The sequence below is a fragment of the Pseudomonas sp. FG86 genome, assembly GCF_057808775.1.
Map to the genome: position 1 here is coordinate 1 of NZ_JBMDIS010000111.1, position 17,918 is coordinate 17,918.

The 17,918-nt window shown below is 57.7% G+C and carries 20 protein-coding genes and 1 pseudogene; 10 read left to right on the plus strand and 11 right to left on the minus strand.

Annotated elements, in window-relative coordinates; genetic code table 11:
• Positions 1-229: 229 nt before the first annotated feature.
• The 5 genes and pseudogenes from ACODSV_RS33015 to ACODSV_RS33035 form a co-directional block, all read left to right on the plus strand.
• Positions 230-586 (plus strand): integrative conjugative element protein, RAQPRD family, encoded by a 357-nt coding sequence (locus ACODSV_RS33015; RefSeq protein ID WP_126589111.1) that lies wholly within the window; start codon positions 230-232, stop codon positions 584-586.
• On the plus strand, positions 583-822 hold the full coding sequence (locus ACODSV_RS33020; protein ID WP_126589112.1) for a TIGR03758 family integrating conjugative element protein: 240 nt from the start codon (positions 583-585) through the stop codon (positions 820-822). The genes ACODSV_RS33015 and ACODSV_RS33020 overlap by 4 nt, the downstream gene beginning before the upstream one ends.
• Positions 823-839: 17 nt before the next feature.
• On the plus strand, positions 840-1,184 hold the full coding sequence (locus ACODSV_RS33025) for a TIGR03745 family integrating conjugative element membrane protein (RefSeq protein ID WP_126589113.1): 345 nt from the start codon (positions 840-842) through the stop codon (positions 1,182-1,184).
• Between the two features lie 12 nt (positions 1,185-1,196).
• On the plus strand, positions 1,197-1,571 hold the full coding sequence (locus ACODSV_RS33030) for a TIGR03750 family conjugal transfer protein (protein ID WP_025167823.1): 375 nt from the start codon (positions 1,197-1,199) through the stop codon (positions 1,569-1,571).
• A gap of 2 nt (positions 1,572-1,573) precedes the next feature.
• A pseudogene (locus ACODSV_RS33035) lies at positions 1,574-1,885 on the plus strand (PFL_4703 family integrating conjugative element protein); the annotation flags it as partial.
• A 292-nt stretch (positions 1,886-2,177) separates the two neighbouring features.
• Here ACODSV_RS33035 and ACODSV_RS33040 read toward each other — a convergent pair.
• From ACODSV_RS33040 to ACODSV_RS33090, 11 genes are all read right to left on the minus strand, one after another.
• Positions 2,178-3,146, minus strand: coding sequence for an inovirus-type Gp2 protein (locus ACODSV_RS33040; RefSeq protein ID WP_126589115.1), 969 nt, complete (start codon positions 3,144-3,146; stop codon positions 2,178-2,180).
• 382 nt (positions 3,147-3,528) lie between these two features.
• Entirely contained in the window at positions 3,529-3,822 is a 294-nt protein-coding gene (locus ACODSV_RS33045; protein ID WP_095039812.1) for a type II toxin-antitoxin system RelE/ParE family toxin, read from the minus strand.
• On the minus strand, positions 3,810-4,082 hold the full coding sequence (locus ACODSV_RS33050; protein WP_126589116.1) for a CopG family ribbon-helix-helix protein: 273 nt from the start codon (positions 4,080-4,082) through the stop codon (positions 3,810-3,812). The genes ACODSV_RS33045 and ACODSV_RS33050 overlap by 13 nt, the downstream gene beginning before the upstream one ends.
• A gap of 486 nt (positions 4,083-4,568) precedes the next feature.
• Complete coding sequence (locus tag ACODSV_RS33055) at positions 4,569-5,726, minus strand: glutathionylspermidine synthase family protein (RefSeq protein WP_150095307.1); 1,158 nt, start codon at positions 5,724-5,726, stop codon at positions 4,569-4,571.
• A gap of 11 nt (positions 5,727-5,737) precedes the next feature.
• Complete coding sequence (locus tag ACODSV_RS33060) at positions 5,738-6,451, minus strand: DUF1190 domain-containing protein (RefSeq protein WP_024077625.1); 714 nt, start codon at positions 6,449-6,451, stop codon at positions 5,738-5,740.
• Positions 6,452-6,469: 18 nt separating this feature from the next.
• On the minus strand, positions 6,470-6,898 hold the full coding sequence (locus tag ACODSV_RS33065) for a DUF350 domain-containing protein (protein ID WP_024077626.1): 429 nt from the start codon (positions 6,896-6,898) through the stop codon (positions 6,470-6,472).
• Between the two features lie 15 nt (positions 6,899-6,913).
• Entirely contained in the window at positions 6,914-7,588 is a 675-nt protein-coding gene (locus tag ACODSV_RS33070) for a DUF2491 family protein (RefSeq protein WP_024077627.1), read from the minus strand.
• Positions 7,575-8,609, minus strand: a complete 1,035-nt coding sequence (locus ACODSV_RS33075) for an ion channel (protein ID WP_102625365.1) — start codon at positions 8,607-8,609, stop codon at positions 7,575-7,577. Before ACODSV_RS33075 ends, ACODSV_RS33070 begins: the two co-directional genes overlap by 14 nt.
• A gap of 72 nt (positions 8,610-8,681) precedes the next feature.
• Positions 8,682-9,242 carry a rhomboid family intramembrane serine protease gene (locus tag ACODSV_RS33080; RefSeq protein WP_024077629.1) on the minus strand — a complete coding sequence of 187 codons (561 nt, stop codon included), beginning with the start codon at positions 9,240-9,242 and terminating at the stop codon, positions 8,682-8,684.
• Between the two features lie 56 nt (positions 9,243-9,298).
• On the minus strand, positions 9,299-9,997 hold the full coding sequence (locus ACODSV_RS33085; protein ID WP_024077630.1) for a PspA/IM30 family protein: 699 nt from the start codon (positions 9,995-9,997) through the stop codon (positions 9,299-9,301).
• A gap of 17 nt (positions 9,998-10,014) precedes the next feature.
• A complete protein-coding gene (locus ACODSV_RS33090) occupies positions 10,015-10,596 on the minus strand; it encodes a YjfI family protein (protein WP_081730367.1) in 582 nt (193 codons plus the stop codon).
• Between the two features lie 369 nt (positions 10,597-10,965).
• Here ACODSV_RS33090 and ycaC point away from each other — a divergent pair, with 369 nt between their 5' ends.
• The 5 genes from ycaC (at position 10,966) to ACODSV_RS33115 (ending at position 17,798) form a co-directional block, all read left to right on the plus strand.
• Positions 10,966-11,598: an isochorismate family cysteine hydrolase YcaC gene (gene ycaC, locus ACODSV_RS33095; RefSeq protein ID WP_024077632.1), complete on the plus strand. Its 633-nt coding sequence runs from the start codon at positions 10,966-10,968 to the stop codon at positions 11,596-11,598.
• Between the two features lie 132 nt (positions 11,599-11,730).
• Positions 11,731-12,375, plus strand: coding sequence for an NAD(P)H-dependent oxidoreductase (locus tag ACODSV_RS33100; protein WP_150056574.1), 645 nt, complete (start codon positions 11,731-11,733; stop codon positions 12,373-12,375).
• Complete coding sequence (locus ACODSV_RS33105) at positions 12,314-12,694, plus strand: MerR family transcriptional regulator (RefSeq protein ID WP_150056575.1); 381 nt, start codon at positions 12,314-12,316, stop codon at positions 12,692-12,694. The genes ACODSV_RS33100 and ACODSV_RS33105 overlap by 62 nt, the downstream gene beginning before the upstream one ends.
• A gap of 134 nt (positions 12,695-12,828) precedes the next feature.
• The gene (locus ACODSV_RS33110) at positions 12,829-17,391 is read left to right on the plus strand and encodes an RHS repeat-associated core domain-containing protein (RefSeq protein WP_489047248.1); all 4,563 of its coding nucleotides are present in this window, start codon (positions 12,829-12,831) and stop codon (positions 17,389-17,391) included.
• Positions 17,388-17,798 (plus strand): hypothetical protein, encoded by a 411-nt coding sequence (locus ACODSV_RS33115; RefSeq protein WP_454843935.1) that lies wholly within the window; start codon positions 17,388-17,390, stop codon positions 17,796-17,798. Before ACODSV_RS33110 ends, ACODSV_RS33115 begins: the two co-directional genes overlap by 4 nt.
• Positions 17,799-17,918 lie beyond the last annotated feature (120 nt).

The window sequence follows — 17,918 nt, forward strand, 5'->3', positions numbered from 1 at the left end:
CCACTTTAAAACGCAAAACCCCACCAGCGGGAGGTGGGGTTTATGGAGCGCTTACACGGCATCGCCCTGCCGACTGGGTATCTCCTGTTCTTCAAGCGACCGCTGCGTAGCGGCTGAGGCCTTCAGTTGGCCGCGGAAAAATCCATCGCCATCCGAGTATGGATTTCTTGCGGCAGGCATAGGGGGGAAGTCGGCAAGCTGGCACCATCCGATCTGCCAGAGTCCAGCCGTGAACCAGCACCAGATCCTCGCTGCACATCATCGCCGCTTCGTCCGCTACATCCTCGCCGCACTGATCTGCTGTGGTCTGGCGGCATCTGATGCCGTTGCGGCCAACGCATCCGAACAGGCCAACCTCGAGGTCATGATCCGGCAGCTCAATGCCCTGGAAGACACGGCAAGGCGTAGCGCACGGGTCGCAGAGGAGCCTGGCCAACGCTACTTCTTCGACTACCAGCGCCTGGCGTTAGACATCCAGCGCGTCCGCCAAGGCCTCCAGGACTATCTCACTCCGAGCCGAGCTCAGCCCCGCGATCCCGTCGAGCTGACGGGCAACTACACCCTCACAGGAGGCCGCATGCCATGAGCATGAGCGCAGCGCAGTCCTCAGCCTTTCAGGCCGCAGGCGGCTTTCCTCCTACGGCTAGCTACGCACTCTTCGTTGGATTCGCCGTGGCGATCACATTCCTGTGGGGGGCCTGGGCCATCTACAGCACCTACAGGGGCTGGGCCACCGGCAACCTCGACCGTTCCATCGCGGCGCCGACGGCGATCCGCGTCCTGGTGCTCTGCATGATCCTCACGCTCTTCGTCCTCAGCTAAACCTTCGGAGTTTCACCATGCTCAAGCTCAAGAAAGCCTTCAGCCGCTGCCTCACCCTGGGAGCATTCGCGCTTCCCCAGCTCACCCTGGCGGCCCTACCTCAAGCTCAAGCCCCGAGCCGCGGCGAAGGCACGAACATGACGCAGACCATGCAGAACTATGCCTTCGACGGCTTCATGCTGCTCGGTCTGATCGTCCTGGGTGTCATGTTCCTGGGCGTGGCATGGCACGCCTTCGGTGTCTACCACGAGATCCACGAAGGCAAGAAAAAATGGCGAGACCTCGGCTCCACCGCGGCCGTCGGTGTCGGCATCCTTGGGATCGGCATTTTCCTGGTCACCAAAGCCACCGGCATTCTTTGACAGGAACTGGCCATGGCAGACGTTCTAGATGACGGCACGTTGAGCTTCCTGCCGGTACGGCTGAACAACCAACCGGTGGTGATGGGCGGTCTCACCGCCGACGAAATGTGGACCACGGTGTTTCTCAGTGGGGGCGTCGGTTTCGCCCTGGGCATTCCCGTAGCGATTCTGACCCAGGTCTGGGCACTGATCATCGGTGGAGCACTTATCGGTGGAGTGTTCGGCTTGACCGTTGCCAGCCGCATCCTGCGCCGCCTGAAGCGCGGTCGCCCGGACACCTGGTTCTACCGCCAGGTCCAGCTCGCGATTGCCCGGTACGCCCCGGCCTGGAGCAACGCCGGCCTTATCACGCGCAGCGGTGCGTGGACCTGTCATCGCACGGAGTGAGCATGAGTTATCGCAAGAAAGTGGATGCCCAATACGCCCACATCGTCAGTCTGCGCATCGGCCTGGGCCTAATGGCCGTGGTGTGTCTTGCCCTGGCCTATGGCTGGTGGTCCGCACCACGAGAACTGACGGTTCATGTTCCGCCAGACTTGCGCTCTGGAAGCACACGAAAGTGGTGGGACATCCCCCCGGAGTCGGTGTACGCCTTCGGTCTTTACATCTTCCAGCAGATGAACCGCTGGCCGACCGATGGCGAGACCGACTACCAGGACAACATCTACCGCCTGGACGCCTATCTCACCTCCAGCTGCAAAACGTAGCGCCATCATCCTGGGTGTTGGCTTCGCACCAGAAAGCTGGAATCAGCACATTGGTAATCTTGTTGATTACTCGGAAATGCCTACCGAAAGTGTCTCGATAATCTCCGGATTTCTGGATGATCATGCTCATATCCGCTGGGCAGCGCTGACCAATTGGTACTAATCCCACTAGTTCCCTGGGGTTCCTCAGTGGTGTGAATAGATCCAGGTTTCATCGATACTTCTGACATAACCCGCTGGAATCCGAATGGCCGCTCCCGGCTGATTCTGTTGGAAAAGTCGTTTCTCAGAAACGGAGACTTTTCAGATTACCCTTACGCAGGCATCGAGCCCCTTCCGGCTTCAGGCGCAGGTGCTGACCATCCTTTACCAAGTACGTCATAGCCCTGTGGATATGAGGTCGAATCGCTTGATCCCCCCTCTGGATCTGGCCAATGCCGCACTTATCTCCATATCGATCCTTGTCGTGGTTGCAGCTTTCCATGTAGCCCTGACCACGCGTAATGTCTTCCCACAAGCCCCCGATCTCGATGGCTTTCCAGACATCCCGGCAGACCACGTTGCCATTGAAGAAGTAAGCAGCATGGATGTGAGAGCCCTGACCATCATTGCGGTCACCCTGCTCCACCGAGTAGATGTAGCCGATAAGATGTTCAAAGATCGGATTGCGTTTATGCGCGATAACTAACTGCTGCATGTCATCAAAGACGTGCTCAACTCGTAGCCTGGCCTGAGCCTCTGAGCGATAGTAAAGATTCAGCCTGATTATCGTGGTGCGGGAGTAAAGACTCATTACAGCATCCGTGTACTCCACGATCTCCCTCTCCTGCTTACGGGCCTCAAAGCGACGATCCCCAGGCCTACGCTGATAACGTTGCTGACGGGTCAATTGACGAATCCGTGCCACCAGGACGTTCATGCTTTGGTGGTGGTCCAGGTAAGCCGTACCCTTTTCATTTAGACAGACAGGCCCCTCAGTACCACGCACTAGGCCGACGTCCTGAAAGGCTTCCATGAACGCTTGCAGGTGCTCGCTATAGCTGTACTCAACACGTTCATCAAATAGGTCAATCATCTGCTGGATGTATGTGAAGTAGCGGGAGAGTCTGGTCTCTTCGAGACGCTCGTAGCCTGAGCGGCTATGCGTGATTCGGAATGCTGGTGTCTCGGACTTCTCGATGGCTTGGACGAGTGACTCAATTTGAAGGGCAATGTCGGATTGGGAGAGGTGGGTGTAGGTCTTACGATTGCTCATGGTGGGTACCTGGTTGATTGACTCATACCTAGTACGTGATGTGGATTTTTTAACCGTTCTCCTTTTCCTCTGCTGGTAGTCCATGCTGAGGGATAGCGATGATGGTTGCTATTAGGAATGTAGAATAGATAGTTAATAGCTATCTATATCAATAGATGCAGCTTTACTCACTTCCGACTATCTCGGCGAGACAGGGCAATGGGGAGCAAGATTGCCAAGCCTATCGAGAGATTTTCCGCATCGCTTCTTGGGAGAGTTAGCTGAGAAACCGACCTCTAAATGCACAAGCGACATTACCAGTCGAAGCTAGTCATAGCGCATGATTATCAGTCCTATCCAGCCATGCTTTGGGCTATGACGCCGTGGTCGCAAGGACAAATACTCAGTAACCGACTTCTTTCTGATGCCGAAAGGCCAGTACATAAACAGCGTCATCCGCCCGCTCATGCCGATAGAGCGCAACATAACCCGAATCACCGAACTCGATTATCAGCTCACGCAGTTCCGGCAGTTCTGGGAATGGGCGACCTACTTCCGGACCTTCTTCCAGTCGAGCGAGTTGTCGCTCAATCGCCTGGGCAGCACGCCGAGCTACCTGCGGACCTTTCTCGACAAGAAACTGACGGCAACGCTCCAGCCCTTGCGCAGCGCCTTCAGTGATAATCAATCGTGGCACTTGGGAAGCTCCGCCTCAGCATCGGTGCCCCAGGTATTTAGCCAGGTCCGAGTCTCTTGGCCGGTCAGATGTCGCCCCGTTTCCTGATAGGCTGCCCACGACGCCAAGGCTTCCTGCTTGAAGCTCTCGCGAGCTTCCTCGCGCTCGACGTACTGCGCTATCGCTTCGCGCATAATCCAGTGGGACGAACGTTGACGGAGACCAGCTAGGTGCTGAATGCGATTTTTCAGCTCGTCATCAATTTTGATAGAAGTGGCCATAGCCGAACCCTCGTTATCTAAAGGTATTACCTTTTGATAAGGTATCAGTCTCCAAGTTCATCTGTCCATACGCTCAGAAGACGGACGACTGGACGCAGAACTGGGATGGGGGGACAAGTGGGGGGATAGATACTTAACTAAAAAATAAATTCATATAAATCAACACACTGGACAATAAAAAACGCCGCCCACAAGCCGGCTTTTTAATGCCCACAAGAATCACAAACCCAAATTGTCCAACAGCTGTTGGACGATTGAATAGCTAACGCGGGCAGATTATCGCCTCATATGCCTCTCAGCAGCATTATCTAGGCTGTATGCCCCCAAGAGCGCGATCCGCCACCATCTTCGCGATCTCCACCCAATGCATCACCGCCGTTTGCGGCGCAGCCAGTGACTCACCGAGCACTTGCGAAGTCGCCACCGCCCACTTCAGCAACTCAGCCACGCGCACCCGAGCATCTTTGGCCCCTTTAAGCTCCAGCCTCAATCCAATATCAAATGCGGCAAAAACCGGCTCGAATCCTTGGTAATCAAACTATTATCCTCCCGCACCCCAATCCCCGCCGCCTGGTCCCCAATCACCCAGGACCCAATCAACGTATAGCTGTCCCCAAACCGCGGTAGCGGTGCGAATTCCTGAAGGATAAACGGCGCGTCCGTGTAGGGGCCGTCTTCTTTCACGATCAGTCCGTCAGCAGTTTGCAGCTCGATGTTGGCCCCTTCCCGCGAGAAGAACGGCTTGCGCACCCAGCCCTTTGGCACGGCTTTACCTGGGTCGGTATCCAGGTGGGCCGCGAGCAAATTTGGGTGGCCTTTGTTGAATTCCCACAGCAGCGGCAAGACGCCTTTGTTGGAGAGGATGGACTTCCAGGCGGGTTCGAAGAACTGCGTGTCACTCTCGGCGATCGCAGCGCCGAAGGGTTCGTGGAAGATGAATTCCCAGGCGTGCAGTTTGAACAGGTGGGGAATCCAGCGATCTTCAAGGTCAACGAAGCGACCTTCTGCGGTCAGGCCGATGTCTTCGATGTCGATGTGGCGCGATTCGATGCCAACTTTTTCTGCGACCAGGCGCAGGTAGTCGGTGGTGCCTTTGTCTTCGACCGAGTCTTTCATGGAGGCGAAGTAGAACGGCTGGTTGACCTGCAGTTGAGCGAAAGCCTGGTGGAGTTTGGTGTCGATGCTGTTGAACTGGTCGGCATGCTTGGGCAGCAAGCCGCGTTCGATGCATTGCTCCAGCCAGCCCCACTGGAATGCCGCGGCCTCGTAGAGGCTGGTCGGTGTGTCGTAGTTGAGTTCCAGCAGCTTGGCGGGCCCGGTGCCGTTGTAGGAGAAGTCCATGCGCCCGTACAGGTGCGGGTGGCCTTCGAGCCATGAGGTTTTGATCATGTCGAAGAAGGGCGCGGGAATGCTCAGGCGCTCGAGCAGCTCTTCGCTCTGGACCACGCGGGCCACAAGGTCCATGCACATGTCATGGATCTCGGTGGTCGGGTCTTCAAGGTCGTTCTCGATTTGCTTGAGCGTGAACTGGTAATACGCGCTCTCGTCCCAGTAGGGTTCGTCGTCGATGGTATGGAACAGAAAGCCAAGGTTTTCAGCCGTCTGTTTCCAGTCATCACGTTCTGCGCAATGGATTTTCTTCATGGCCCGGCTCCTTAACTGCTCGACCCGCCGCCGCCCCAGCCGCTGCGTGCGCTGGCCTTGCTGCCGAAGCCGCCACGGGAGGTGGCCGACGCCACGGAGCTCGACTGGCTGGAAGAGCGCAGCGTGTTGGTGTAATTGCTGCTGCCGTACCTGGCCTGATTCGAGCGGCCAAACGTCGCCCCATTCGAGACCCGCTGATTGAGCGTCGAGGAGCCGTAGTCGCCGCGATCATCGCGATAGCGATACACAGGCTCGGAGCGGTAGCTGTTGCGATTGCTGCTCAGCATGTTGCCGATCAGCAGACCGGTCAGCAGGCTGCTGGTGGAGAAGCCGGAGCCGCCGCTGCTGGCCTGCGAGCCGGGAACCTGGGCCTGGGCAGCGTCTACCTGGGATTGTGTCACCTGGCCTTCGGCGGTCAGTTCGAAACCGCCCAGCTTGGGAATGAACTGGCCATTGGAGTCCAGCTGGCACCAGCCCGCGACAAAGTCGGCATCGCAATCGGCCTGGCTGGCGTATACCGGGGCAATGCGGCGATGCTCGGCCATGGCGGTCATGTAGGCGTCCGAGCAGACGTCCACTGGAAGCTTTTCATCGGCACACTGCTGAACCGACTGGAAGTTGTACTTTTTCTGCAAATCGTAGGTTTTTTCCGTCGGCCCACAACCGGATATCGCCATGGCGACCGACGCTGCCAGCGAAAGCTGGACGTACTTGCTTCGTTTCATCGGGAGCTCCGTGCGCAATCAGTTCTGGGTAGGCGTCATGCACGCGGCATTCAACATGCCCACGCTGATCGCCACGGCGGCCACGTAGATGCCCGCAGCGAGCTCGCCTCTCTTGATGCGCTCGGAAGTGCCTTTGAGCACGAGGCTGGTCAGCAGAAACGCCAACAGTTGGACGACGGCGGCGATCACCGCCCAGACGACGAAGTCGAGGATGCTGATCGAGTAGGCAATCACGTTGCTGGCTGGAATGGCGAAACCGACGATGGCGCCGCCCAGGGCGACTGCCGCGGAAACGTTGCCCGCCCGGATCAGCTCGAACTCCTTGTGCGGGGTAACGCGGGTGTAGATGAACTGGAACAGCGCGAACAGCACCGCCGCCCCCAGAATGTAGGTGACAAAGCCGACGACGGCGGCTTTGTTCAGGGAAATGGAGAGAGCTTCTAGCATGGACTTCTTCCTTTTTTAGAGCGCATTCAAGTCGGTTGTGTACAGCGAAATGCCCAGCGACGTGCTCAGGCTGACGGTGCCTTCAGCGTCTTCTTCGACAGAGAACAACAGAAACTCCCGTCGATCGGTCAGGCCTGTGTCACGGGCATATAGCATCGAGCGGTGCTCGACACTGTAGGAGTCCTCGGGGTTTATCACGTGCTCGCTCATGGCCACCAATTCTGTCTGGCCGTCCTCGCTGCCCCACACGCGCGTGTACTCGACGCCATTGTGGGTGTAGGTCGGCAACCCGATCAGACTCTGCGGCCCCGCCAGCCGACGCAATTCAGCCTCGCTGCTGAGGGTGACGTAACTCAGGTAGTTGAACAGGATCACCGACTCGACCTGCCCGGCGATGTCGCCCGTGGTGTGCACCTGCAACCAGTAGTCTTCGTCGTTCATGTAATAGCGCGACAGCCAGGTCGACTGCCCGAGGTCCACGGTGCCGTTACTCCAGATTTCCTGGGAGCCGGGGATAACCACTGTGGTTTTCCCGTCGAGCAACAACTTCAGGGTCGCATCGAATATCACGCCTTTGCCCGGTGCCAGGCCCAGAGGCCCGCTGGTCGGCAGCGGTTCGGCGGCGGCGCCTTTCGATTGTGTAGTCGCTTGCGGGGCCTCAAGCCCCATCAACTGTTTAAACCATCCCATTGGAAATTTCCTTGAGGCGGGTGGAGGCGATGTAGAAGAGTTCGCCGCCTTCAACGCGCGTAGCGCTGGGCGGGTTGATCGAGGGTTGCTGGGCACCTTTGGCGCGATAGCCGATGAGGGTGGCGTTGTGGCGCTCTTTCATTTGGGTGTACAGATCGCCGAACGTTGCTTCAAACGCCTCGGGCAATCTCATCAGGTATTGGGTGGCGCCCTGCCCCACGCACAGCAACTCATTGATGACCACCGACGAGCCCGGATCCTGGGAGGCGCGCACCAACATTTCGATGGCCATGCTTGACGTGCATTCCAGGCTGGGGGCGTAGGAACTGGCCAGTGCGGCAATTTCACTTTCATTGAAGTGGGCGACGACATGCCCGACCGGACTCAGTTGATTCACCGCCAGCACGGTGGCCAGCGTCAAATCGTCAGACGGGGTTCGCACCAGCACACGCTCGGCGCCGGGCACACCGGCACGCAGCAACAACGCTGTGGAGGACAGGCTCTCACCACGGATGAACGCCGCTTTGCCCGGCATCGGGTTTTCTTCGAGGGTGCAATCGCAGATGACGATCAGGTTGTCGTTCGAGGTTTCGTCTTGAAGCAATAACTCGATGACCCGCTCACTGGACGCGCCCTCCCAGCCGATGAGCACGGTATGGCCGACCTTGCCGGTGAAATCGCCTTTGCCCTTCATGCCTTTTCTCCATGCATCGATGACAGTGCTGGTGGTTTTGCCGATGGCTGCCGTCAGCAGCGCAATGCCGCCGAGCATGACCCAGGTCGCTACGAACACGCGCCCCGCCGAGGTCTGTGGCGCAAGATCGCCATAGCCGACGGTCAGCGTGGTGGCGAGATAGAAGTAAACAAACGTGGCCGGAGCGGTGAGGTGCTGTTCGCCCAGGTACACCAGGCCCAGATAAGCCGTGCTCAGGTGAACACCCAAGGCAACGACCAGGCCTGCCCAGCCGAAACGGTGAAAGAGGGAGGAGGCGTACATGCGCAGCAAAAGAAAAATCGACATTCCGTCCCTGACTCCCTGGGTACTTGATTCCTGATCACGCCAACGCCTCGACGTCTGGATGCTCAAGTGCGTTCAGCCGGCATTAAACCTGCTGCGTGGTTTGGAGAGAAGTACCTTGGCTGCAATAAATCCGGCGAATGCACCAAACAGATGCCCCTCGAAGGAAACACCCTGACGCGGCAGGAAGCCAAGGATCAGGCCGCCATACAGTACCGCTACGACACCGGCCGTTATCAGGTTGCTCCAGCTCCGGTGGAACCAGGCGCGCGATAACAGGTAGGCCCATAACCCGAAGACCCAGCCGCTGGCCCCCACGTGTATGCCCGCAAAACCGAACAACCAGAGCAGTGAACCGCCCAGCAGGATAATGATCGCGCTGACGGTAACGAACCGATTGAGCCCTTCGATGATCACCAGGGTGCCCAGGATCAAAAAGGCAACCAGGTTGGCGCTCAGGTGGGCAAACGACCCGTGCAAAAACGGTGAGGTGAGGATGCCGGGCAGCCCCTGCAGCGTTCTCGGGATCAGGCCGAACGCCATGAGGCTGTAACCGGTCGCCACATTGAGCAGTTGCAGCGCGACCATGAAGAAGGCCAAGCCTGCGATTGTCTTGAAACCCTTCAGGGCATCCATCCTGACCTCGACGTAAAAAAGAAGGGCAGACACTGCCCTCCCAGCGGCGACGCTGCTTACTCCGCCGACTTTTGCTTCAGACGCTCCAGAATCGCATTGGCGCTGCCTTCGTTCGGCGTGATGCCGGCTTCGCGCAGCTTGCGCTCCAGGTCGGTCCCGGTCGATGCATCCGCCAGTTCATCCTGGGCTTGCAGTTCAGCGGCGCGCTGCTGTTGCTTGGCCTGCAAACGATTCAGCGTACCGACGGCGGTTTCCAGCTTGCCGTTGGCACCGCCGCTGGCGATGGAGGCGCTGACCTGGGCCTTCTGTACGCTTTCGCGAGCCTTGGCCATATCCACTTGCTGGCGCAGGCTTTTGATCCGGCTTTCGGCCTTGGTGATGTCCTTGCGCATGCTTTCGGCATAGCCACCGAACTCGGTGGCTTGCTTGTGCTCCACATCCCGCTCGTTGGTCAGGGTCGAGATGGCTTCGGCCACTTCCAGGGCGAGGTCTTCACGATTGGCCTGCAGGGCAGCCACCGCCTTGGACTCCAGGTCCTTGATCTTGGCGTCGTACTCGTTGACGCGATCAGTCGCCAATTTGTGCTTGGCCATGATGCTGACCAGTTCACGCTTGGCGTTGGCCAGCGCGGTGTCGGCGTCGCGAATTTCCTGATCGAGGATGCGCAGGGCCTGTTGGTCGACGATCGATTCGCCGACTTCATTGGCACCGCCACGCAGCGCGGTGAACAATTTGCTCCAGATGGACTGAGTCATTGGATACTCCCGAATACTTAATTGAAGAAACGTTCGAAGGCTTCGCTGGCGCGCTGCACGTTGTCGACCAGGGTTTTCACCTCGGTGACGATGTTTGTCAGGCTGGAGTCGGAACTCAACGCACCGAACATGTTGTAGACAACTTGCCCGTTAGGCATGGACTCGATACCGATCGAGGACAGCGGGAACATTTCCCGGCTGCGCAACACCGCGTCATTGAATTTCGTGACATCGTTGATGGATTCGACATCGACTAGAACGGTGTCAACGATGATCTGCTCGCCCACCACCGCGATGTAAATCGGCAAGCCACCGAAGTCGTTCATTTCCAGCTTGATACTGGACTCGGAGCCTTGGACGAGAGAAAGCGTAATGTCCTTGGACACCACGTCGTCCAGGGCCTGAAGAGCGGTGTAGAGGCGATCGATATTCCAGTTGGTACCTGCGCTCATGTAATTCTCCGACATGAATGAGCCAGCCAGAATCGGCTGGCGAAGCTGTTTCTCCATCTGCTTGAGCAAGCTTCGGTTTTCGGGAAGCACCCAAGTCTCGTGTTTCACGTAGCCGGCGGCCGCCAGGCCTGCACGCATCTGCTTCATGTAAAAGCTCGATGGCTTTTTGGCGGACGGCTTCAAGCGCTCTCCCTGAAGGCTCGTTGAATCGGTATCGGGCCCTTTAGGCGGACTCGATGGAGAGCGGCGTTCCATGGTACTGACCTCGCTGTGAAAAACTCACGCGTGAGAAAATCTACAGGCATTTTTTGCCACGCTCAATAGCTCACGCGTGAGATTTTTTGACTTACTTTTCCGACCACTAAAAGGATCAGTCCTACTGACAACTCATGAATTGTCGCTTTTGAGTTGACGGTATTACCCATTCCAGCCGATTTATCCCCCAGCACCCACCCATTAATCTGTGCCCATGTTGAACGCAACGCCCAACCAACCTAAACAAAAAAGGATTCAACCATGAGCACTGCAACCTACAACCGCTTGAACAAAGACGACGCCGTGGTTCTGCTGGTCGACCACCAAACCGGCCTGATCTCCCTGGTGCAGGACTTCTCGCCCAACGAGTTCAAGAACAACGTGCTGGCCCTGGCGGACCTGGCCAAGTTCTTCAACCTGCCGACCATCCTCACCACCAGCTTCGAGCAAGGCCCCAACGGCCCGCTGGTCCCCGAGCTGAAAGAGATGTTCCCGGACGCGCCGTACATCGCTCGCCCAGGCCAGATCAATGCTTGGGACAACGAAGACTTCGTCAAGGCGATCAAGGCTACCGGACGTAAGCAGATCATCATTGCCGGCGTGGTAACGGATGTATGCGTAGCGTTCCCGACCTTGTCGGCACTGGCGGAAGGGTTTGATGTGTTTGTGGTTACCGATGCGTCGGGGACCTTCAACACCACGGTGCAGCAGGCAGCGTGGAGCCGGATGACCCAAGCGGGTGCGCAGATGATGAACTGGTTCTCGGTGGCGTGTGAGCTGCATCGCGACTGGCGCAACGATATCGAAGGCCTGGGGAATTTGTTGTCCCAGCGTATCCCTAACTATCGCAACTTGATGAATGGTTATGCGGCGCTGACGGCCCATCAGAAGTAAGTAAGCCGACGGTTGCGATAAGCCTGCCCTGAAAAGCAGGCTTTCGCTGTTTTGTGCCAGCAGTTGCCCCCCTTGACTCTCCCCTATACAGCACACCCTACCCTGAAAGCCCCAACTTTCAGGTCACGCCCCATGGCTCAACGCATCCTGGTCATCCTTGGCCACCCGTCCACCGCCAGCTTCTGTTCGGCCCTGGCAGACGCCTACAGCCACTCGGCAAAAATCGCCGGCCATGAGGTGCGCGTCCTACGCCTGGGCGATCTGGTTTTCGACCCGATCCTTCACAACGGCTACAGCGAAATCCAGCCTTTGGAACCTGACCTGCTCAGCGCCCAATCCGACATCCTCTGGGCCACTCATCTGACGTTCGTCTTTCCGATTTGGTGGGGTGGCATCCCGGCGCTGTTAAAGGGCTTTATCGACCGCATTTTCCTACCCGGTTTTGCCTTCAAATACCGTGAGGGCAAGCTGTTTCCTGACAAGCTACTGCACGGCCGCACCGCACACTTGCTAGTGACCCTGGATACGCTGCCGTGGTATTACCGCTGGTTCTATCGCATGCCGGGCGTGCATCAGATGCGCAGCACCACTTTGGCGTTTTGCGGGATCAAGCCGCTCAAGACGTTACTGCTGGGGGCGGTGCTGGGTTCTACGCCGGGGCAGCGAGCCAAGTGGCTGACACGAGCCAGCGCACTAGCGGGAAAAGGGAGTTTTCATGTACATCGGCAAAGCCGCGCAATTGTCGGGCACGACCATCAAGGCGATTCGGCACTATGAAGCGATTGGCCTGCTGCCGACGCCGCAGCGCCAGGGCCAATACCGGGTCTATTCGGAGCAGAGCGTTGAGCTGCTGATGTTTATCAAGTGTGCGCAGCAGTTGGGTTTCAAGCTCAAGGAGTTGCAGGAAATTTTGCGCGGCCACCAAGGCGACGCGTTGCCTTGGGAGCGGGCAGACCAGGCCATCGCCAGCAAGAAACGCGAGCTGGCCGCACAAATCGCCGAGTTACAGAGAGTGCAGGCCGGCTTGCTTGAGTTTGAGAGCCAGCTGAAAGAGGCACATGGACACTGTTCGTCAATGAGCAGCATCGCTATTTGAAGTAGCCTTTGAAGGTGAACTGACGCGTTTTTTTCGCTGCCCGCGTAAGCCCGTTCTGATTTTCCAAACCGCTCATCCAGCCGCTTTTCGCTGCGGCAGACTCCGACGCCTTGCCTGCTGCCGAGACGTCACGGATGACCAACGCTTCCCACATTGCCCATATCGAACATGAGCTGGATGGCTTCCATCAGAGCCTGGTGACGTATCGCCAGCAACTGGGGGCCTGGTACTCGCGCGCGCTGGATTCGGTGAGCCACGCCGCTGATTTACCGTCGCTGCTGGGGATGGATCGGGTGTTGCGAGCGGGGAATTCGCAACGCTCCGTGAGTCTTTCCGATGCCGACTTCTCCACCGTGGCCCATTGCCCGGCGGGCGGTGTGTTGCAGATCGAAAGCAAGTTCGAGTCGGTGTATGACGTGCCAATTGGCGATATCCCGGTTGAGGTGATCGGGCTGGATGACGGCAGTTCGACCGTGGTCATGCTCGATGAACAGGGCAAAGGCTCGCACCCTTGCGTGGCGGGCGGGCGCTACCAAGTGCGGGTGCAGGGCGGCGTGTCGGCACAACAGGTGGACGCGTTGTTTGTGTCCTACGCCGGGCTGACCGCAGACCTGGAGCAATGGCTGCGGTCGCAGTGGGAAGGGTTCAAGCCGCATTGGCAACAGTCGACGGCCAGTGCGATTGGCAGCGGCGTGCTGGCGGGCAGTTGGGCGGCGATTCGCGAGGTGTGGGACAGCATCCAGCTGGTACAGGCAATTCTTGAAGATCCTCTGAAATACGTCGAACAGCTTGGCGCCGAAGCGGCCAAGTTGGCGGATTTGGCCGCCAACGCCCCCAAGGTCATGGAACAGGCGATGTTGCTCGCCAGTGATGAAGCGGCGCTGTTCCTGCTGGTGCGCACGGCGATGATCTGGTTGGACGCATTGCCGCCCAGTGAGATTGCGCAAGTGGCGGCTGGGTTTGTGGTGTCGTTGCTGATTGACCTGGTGATGGGTGCGGTGCTGACCATCGCATTGCCGGCGGCAGCTGTGGCGTATTTGAGCCTGCGGCTGGCCAGGTATGGCGCACAAATTGTTAAGGCGGCTGTGGGTTTCGTTCAGGGCGTGCTGGCGATTCTGACGAAGTTCATGCTGGCGGTGGATCGCTACAAGGCGGTAGCGGTTCGCGGCGTGGTCGGTGGGCTCAAGCAAGGCACGCTGCAGATGCGCTGGCGGGCGCGGCAGAACGCGGTGCTGAAGCAAAAAGAGCACGTGGATGATGTGTCTCGTTCGGGGAAAAACCCTGCGGGGGATGCTGCCGCGTCTTCGGACAAGACCGTCACCAACGGCTGCCCGGTGTCGATGGTTACCGGGGAGGAATTGCTGACCCTCACCGATGGGACGCTGGACGGGATCTTGCCGTTTGAGTGGACCCGGTTGTATCGCACCAGTGCGGTGGAAGTGGATGGTGGGCTGGGGTTTGGCTGGAGTCATTCGCTGGCGCATCGGCTTGATGTGTCGGGCGATTCGGTGGTGTGGACGGACCATGAGAATCGCATTACTTCGTTTCCACTGCCGACTATTGCTCGGCCTGCAATCACCAATAGTTTGGCCGAAGCGGCGATCTATTTAGGCGCTTCGCCGGATGAATTAGTGCTGGCCCAGGCGTCGCGGTTTTATCACTTTCGCGACGGGGTGTTGGTCTCAATCAGTGATGCGTACGACAACCGGCTGCGGATTTCTCGGGATTTTCTGGGGCGCATTGAGCGGCTGGATAACGGTGCGGGTTGTGCGCTGCTCTTGCGCTATGCGTCGGGCCGCATCGTGGCGGTGGATTACCAGGTTCAGCGCGCCAAGGGGCATGAACCCTACGTCTGGGTGACCGAGCAGAACGTTGTTGCCTACGCCTATGACGACGCTGGACGGCTGGTCTCGGCGACCAATGCCGTCGGCGAAAGCGAGGTGTATCGGTACGACGAGCAGCACGTGATTCTTGAGCGTGGCTTGGCCGGTGGGGCGAGTTTCTTTTGGGCGTGGGAACGGGCTGGCAAGGCTGCGCGATGTGTCCGGCATTGGGCCAGTTTTTCGCAGATGGACACGCGCTATGCCTGGGGGGACGACGGCCGTGTCACGGTGCATAACGCTGATGGCAGCCAGGAAGTGTATGTCCACGATCAGCGTGCGCGCTTGGTGCAGCGGATTGATCCGGACGGTGCTTCGCATTTCAAATCCTACGATGACAAAGGTCGGCTGACCGTCGAGCAAGATCCGCTGGGGGCGGTGACGGCGTATCAGTACGACGAAGCCGGACGTTTGGTCGCGCTGTTTCCAGGGGATGACGAGCCGACGTCCTACGAGCATGACAATGGCTTCGTACGCGTGGTGCGGCGGGGTCTGGCGGTCTGGAAGTACGAGCGCAATGACCAGGGCGATGTCATTCGTAAGATCGATCCCGACGGCCATGTCACGGACTACAGCTACGACCCATACGGACAACTGGTTGGGGTTTGGTACCCGGATCACAGTTGTCAGCGGCTGGTGTGGAATGAGCGCGGGCAACTGCTGGAGCAGACGCTACCCAATGGCGGTGTGCGGCGCTTTCGCTATGACGATCTTGGGCGGCAGGTGGCCCGTGAGGATGAGCATGGCGCGCTGACCCAGTATCAATGGGACAGCGTCGGTCGGTTGGTTCGCGTGGTGCTGCCCGGTGGGGCGTATCGGGAATACAGCTACAACCCCTACGGAAAAATCACCGCCGAGCGCGATGAGCTCGGCCACGTCACCCGCTACGAATACGCCGACGGCCTGCACCTGATCAGCCGCCGCCTCAACGCCGATGGCACCCAGGTCCACTACCGCTACGACAACGCCCGATTACTGCTGACCGAAATCGAAAACGAAGCCGGTGAGACCTACCGACTTACCTATCACCCCAACGGCCTGATCCAACAGGAAATCGGGTTTGATGGGCAGCGTACGGCTTATGCCTACGACCTCAACGGCAACCTGCAGGAAAAGACCGAACACGGCGACGATGGCAGTCAGCTCGTTACTCGTTACGAGCGAGACCACGCCGGCCGCCTCGTACGAAAAACCCTGCCCGACGGTAACCTTGTTGAATATGCCTACGACCGCCAGGGCAACCTCCTCAGCGTCGACGACGGCCACTGGGCGCTAGCCTACGAGTACGACCCACAAAACCGTCTCACCGCCGAACACCAAGGCTGGGGCACCTTGCGCTACGGCTACGACGCGTGCGGTCAGCTTCAAAAGCTGCGCCTGCCCGACAACAATCGACTGGTTTTTAATCATGCCAAAGGCGGCCACCTCGCCACCGTCGAGTTAAACGGCACACTGCTGACCTCTCATCTATTCAAGGCCGGCCAAGAACACCAACGCCAACAGGGCCAGCTCCTCAGCCACTACCACTACGACGAACAACACCGCCTGCACGCCCACACCGTCGCGCAACAGGACACCCACCTTTACCAGCGCCACTACGACTACGACAAAACCGGCAACCTCACCCGTTTAGTCGACAGCCGCAAAGGCGAACACCACTACCACTACGACCCCCTCGCCCGCCTCACCCGCGCCGACCATACGCAAGCCCCGCACGAACGCTTCGCCCACGACCCGGCCGGCAACCTGCTCATGCAAGACCGCCCCGGCCCCGACATCGTCGCCGGCAACCGCCTGATGATCCAGGGCGACCGCCACTACGACTACGACGCCTTCGGCAACCTGATCCGTGAACGCCGCGGCAAAGACCATCAACTCGTCACCGAGTATCGCTACGACTGCCAGCATCGGCTGATCGGCCTCACCCAGCCCGACGGCCAAACCGCCAGCTATCGCTATGACCCGTTTGGGCGACGCATCAGCAAAACCGTCGACAACATCACCACGGAGTTTTTCTGGCAAGGCGACAAGCTGATTGCCGAACACCATGCGGACCGCCATCGCAGCTATCTCTACGAACCCGATAGTTTTAGGCCACTCGCCCTGCTGGAAGGCTTCGGCCCACAAGACACCAAAGCCTTCCACTACCAACTCGACCACCTCGGCACACCGCAGGAACTCACCGCCCCCGACGGTGAAATCGTCTGGTCCGCGCACTACCGCGCCTACGGCGAAATCACCCGGCTCGACATCGGAACAGTCGACAACCCACTGCGTTTTCAGGGTCAGTACTTCGATCAGGAAAGCGGGCTGCACTACAACCGTCATCGCTACTACAATCCGGACGTTGGTCGTTACCTGACGCCGGATCCGGTGAAGTTGGCGGGTGGGATTAATGGGTACCAGTACGCGCCCAATCCTACGGGATGGGTAGATCCCATAGGACTTTCCTGCGCACGCGGTGATTGTCCGGACCAACGAAATAAGTCAAAAAAAATACACGAGGATGCCCCGCCTGACGCAGGAGGTGCAATTCACTCATCCACTTATGAACAAGCTTTAAACAAAGCTCTTGAATGGTTATTAGAAAATGACTTCCGAGCAGAAAAGCCAAAACTAGGAAAATTCGGAAAAAGAAAAGGGGAGCCCGTAGGAATGCAAACTTCCGACAACAAAACTGGCTATCGCGTCGAACACGACGCAAAGAGTGGCGCACATATAAATGTATGGACCCATAGGAAAAATGGTCCACACTTTACGTTTGAAGCAAAAGAAAAAACGGTACTCAAAATAACGGAAAGGTTCGCAAAAAAATGAGTTATCTTGACGAAGAAATCATTGAAGACTTTAAAAAAATCAATAAAAAAATCATCATTTTAAGCGACTCAAAACATGACTTAATTGCAAAAAAAATAAATGATAATATTCCATTTTCCGTGAGCAATATTGCTTGGAACTTGTTGAAAGACGCCATCTATCTCGGTGCATCAACATCACAGATGTCAATGGATGCACTTTCAGAAAAAATCAAGCTCATCACTGAAGGCGACGTCATCATTTTAGGTGATTCCACCGACAACGCCTATTTAATTGACATCAAAGACCTTTCCCCAGCGCTAAAGATATTTTCGACGATCCCCCAGCACACATACATAGCCCAAGAAAGATTGGACTGGATAGCATGTATATCTTTTGAGGGATACATTTATTTTTCGAAGCTATGAACCGAAGAACCAAAAACCAACAACACACTTAATCACAGAAAGGGGACCACAGAAAGGGGACAGAACTGAATGGCACTTACTTAACCTTCTTCGGATGTCCATTTTTCCTGACCTCGGCCC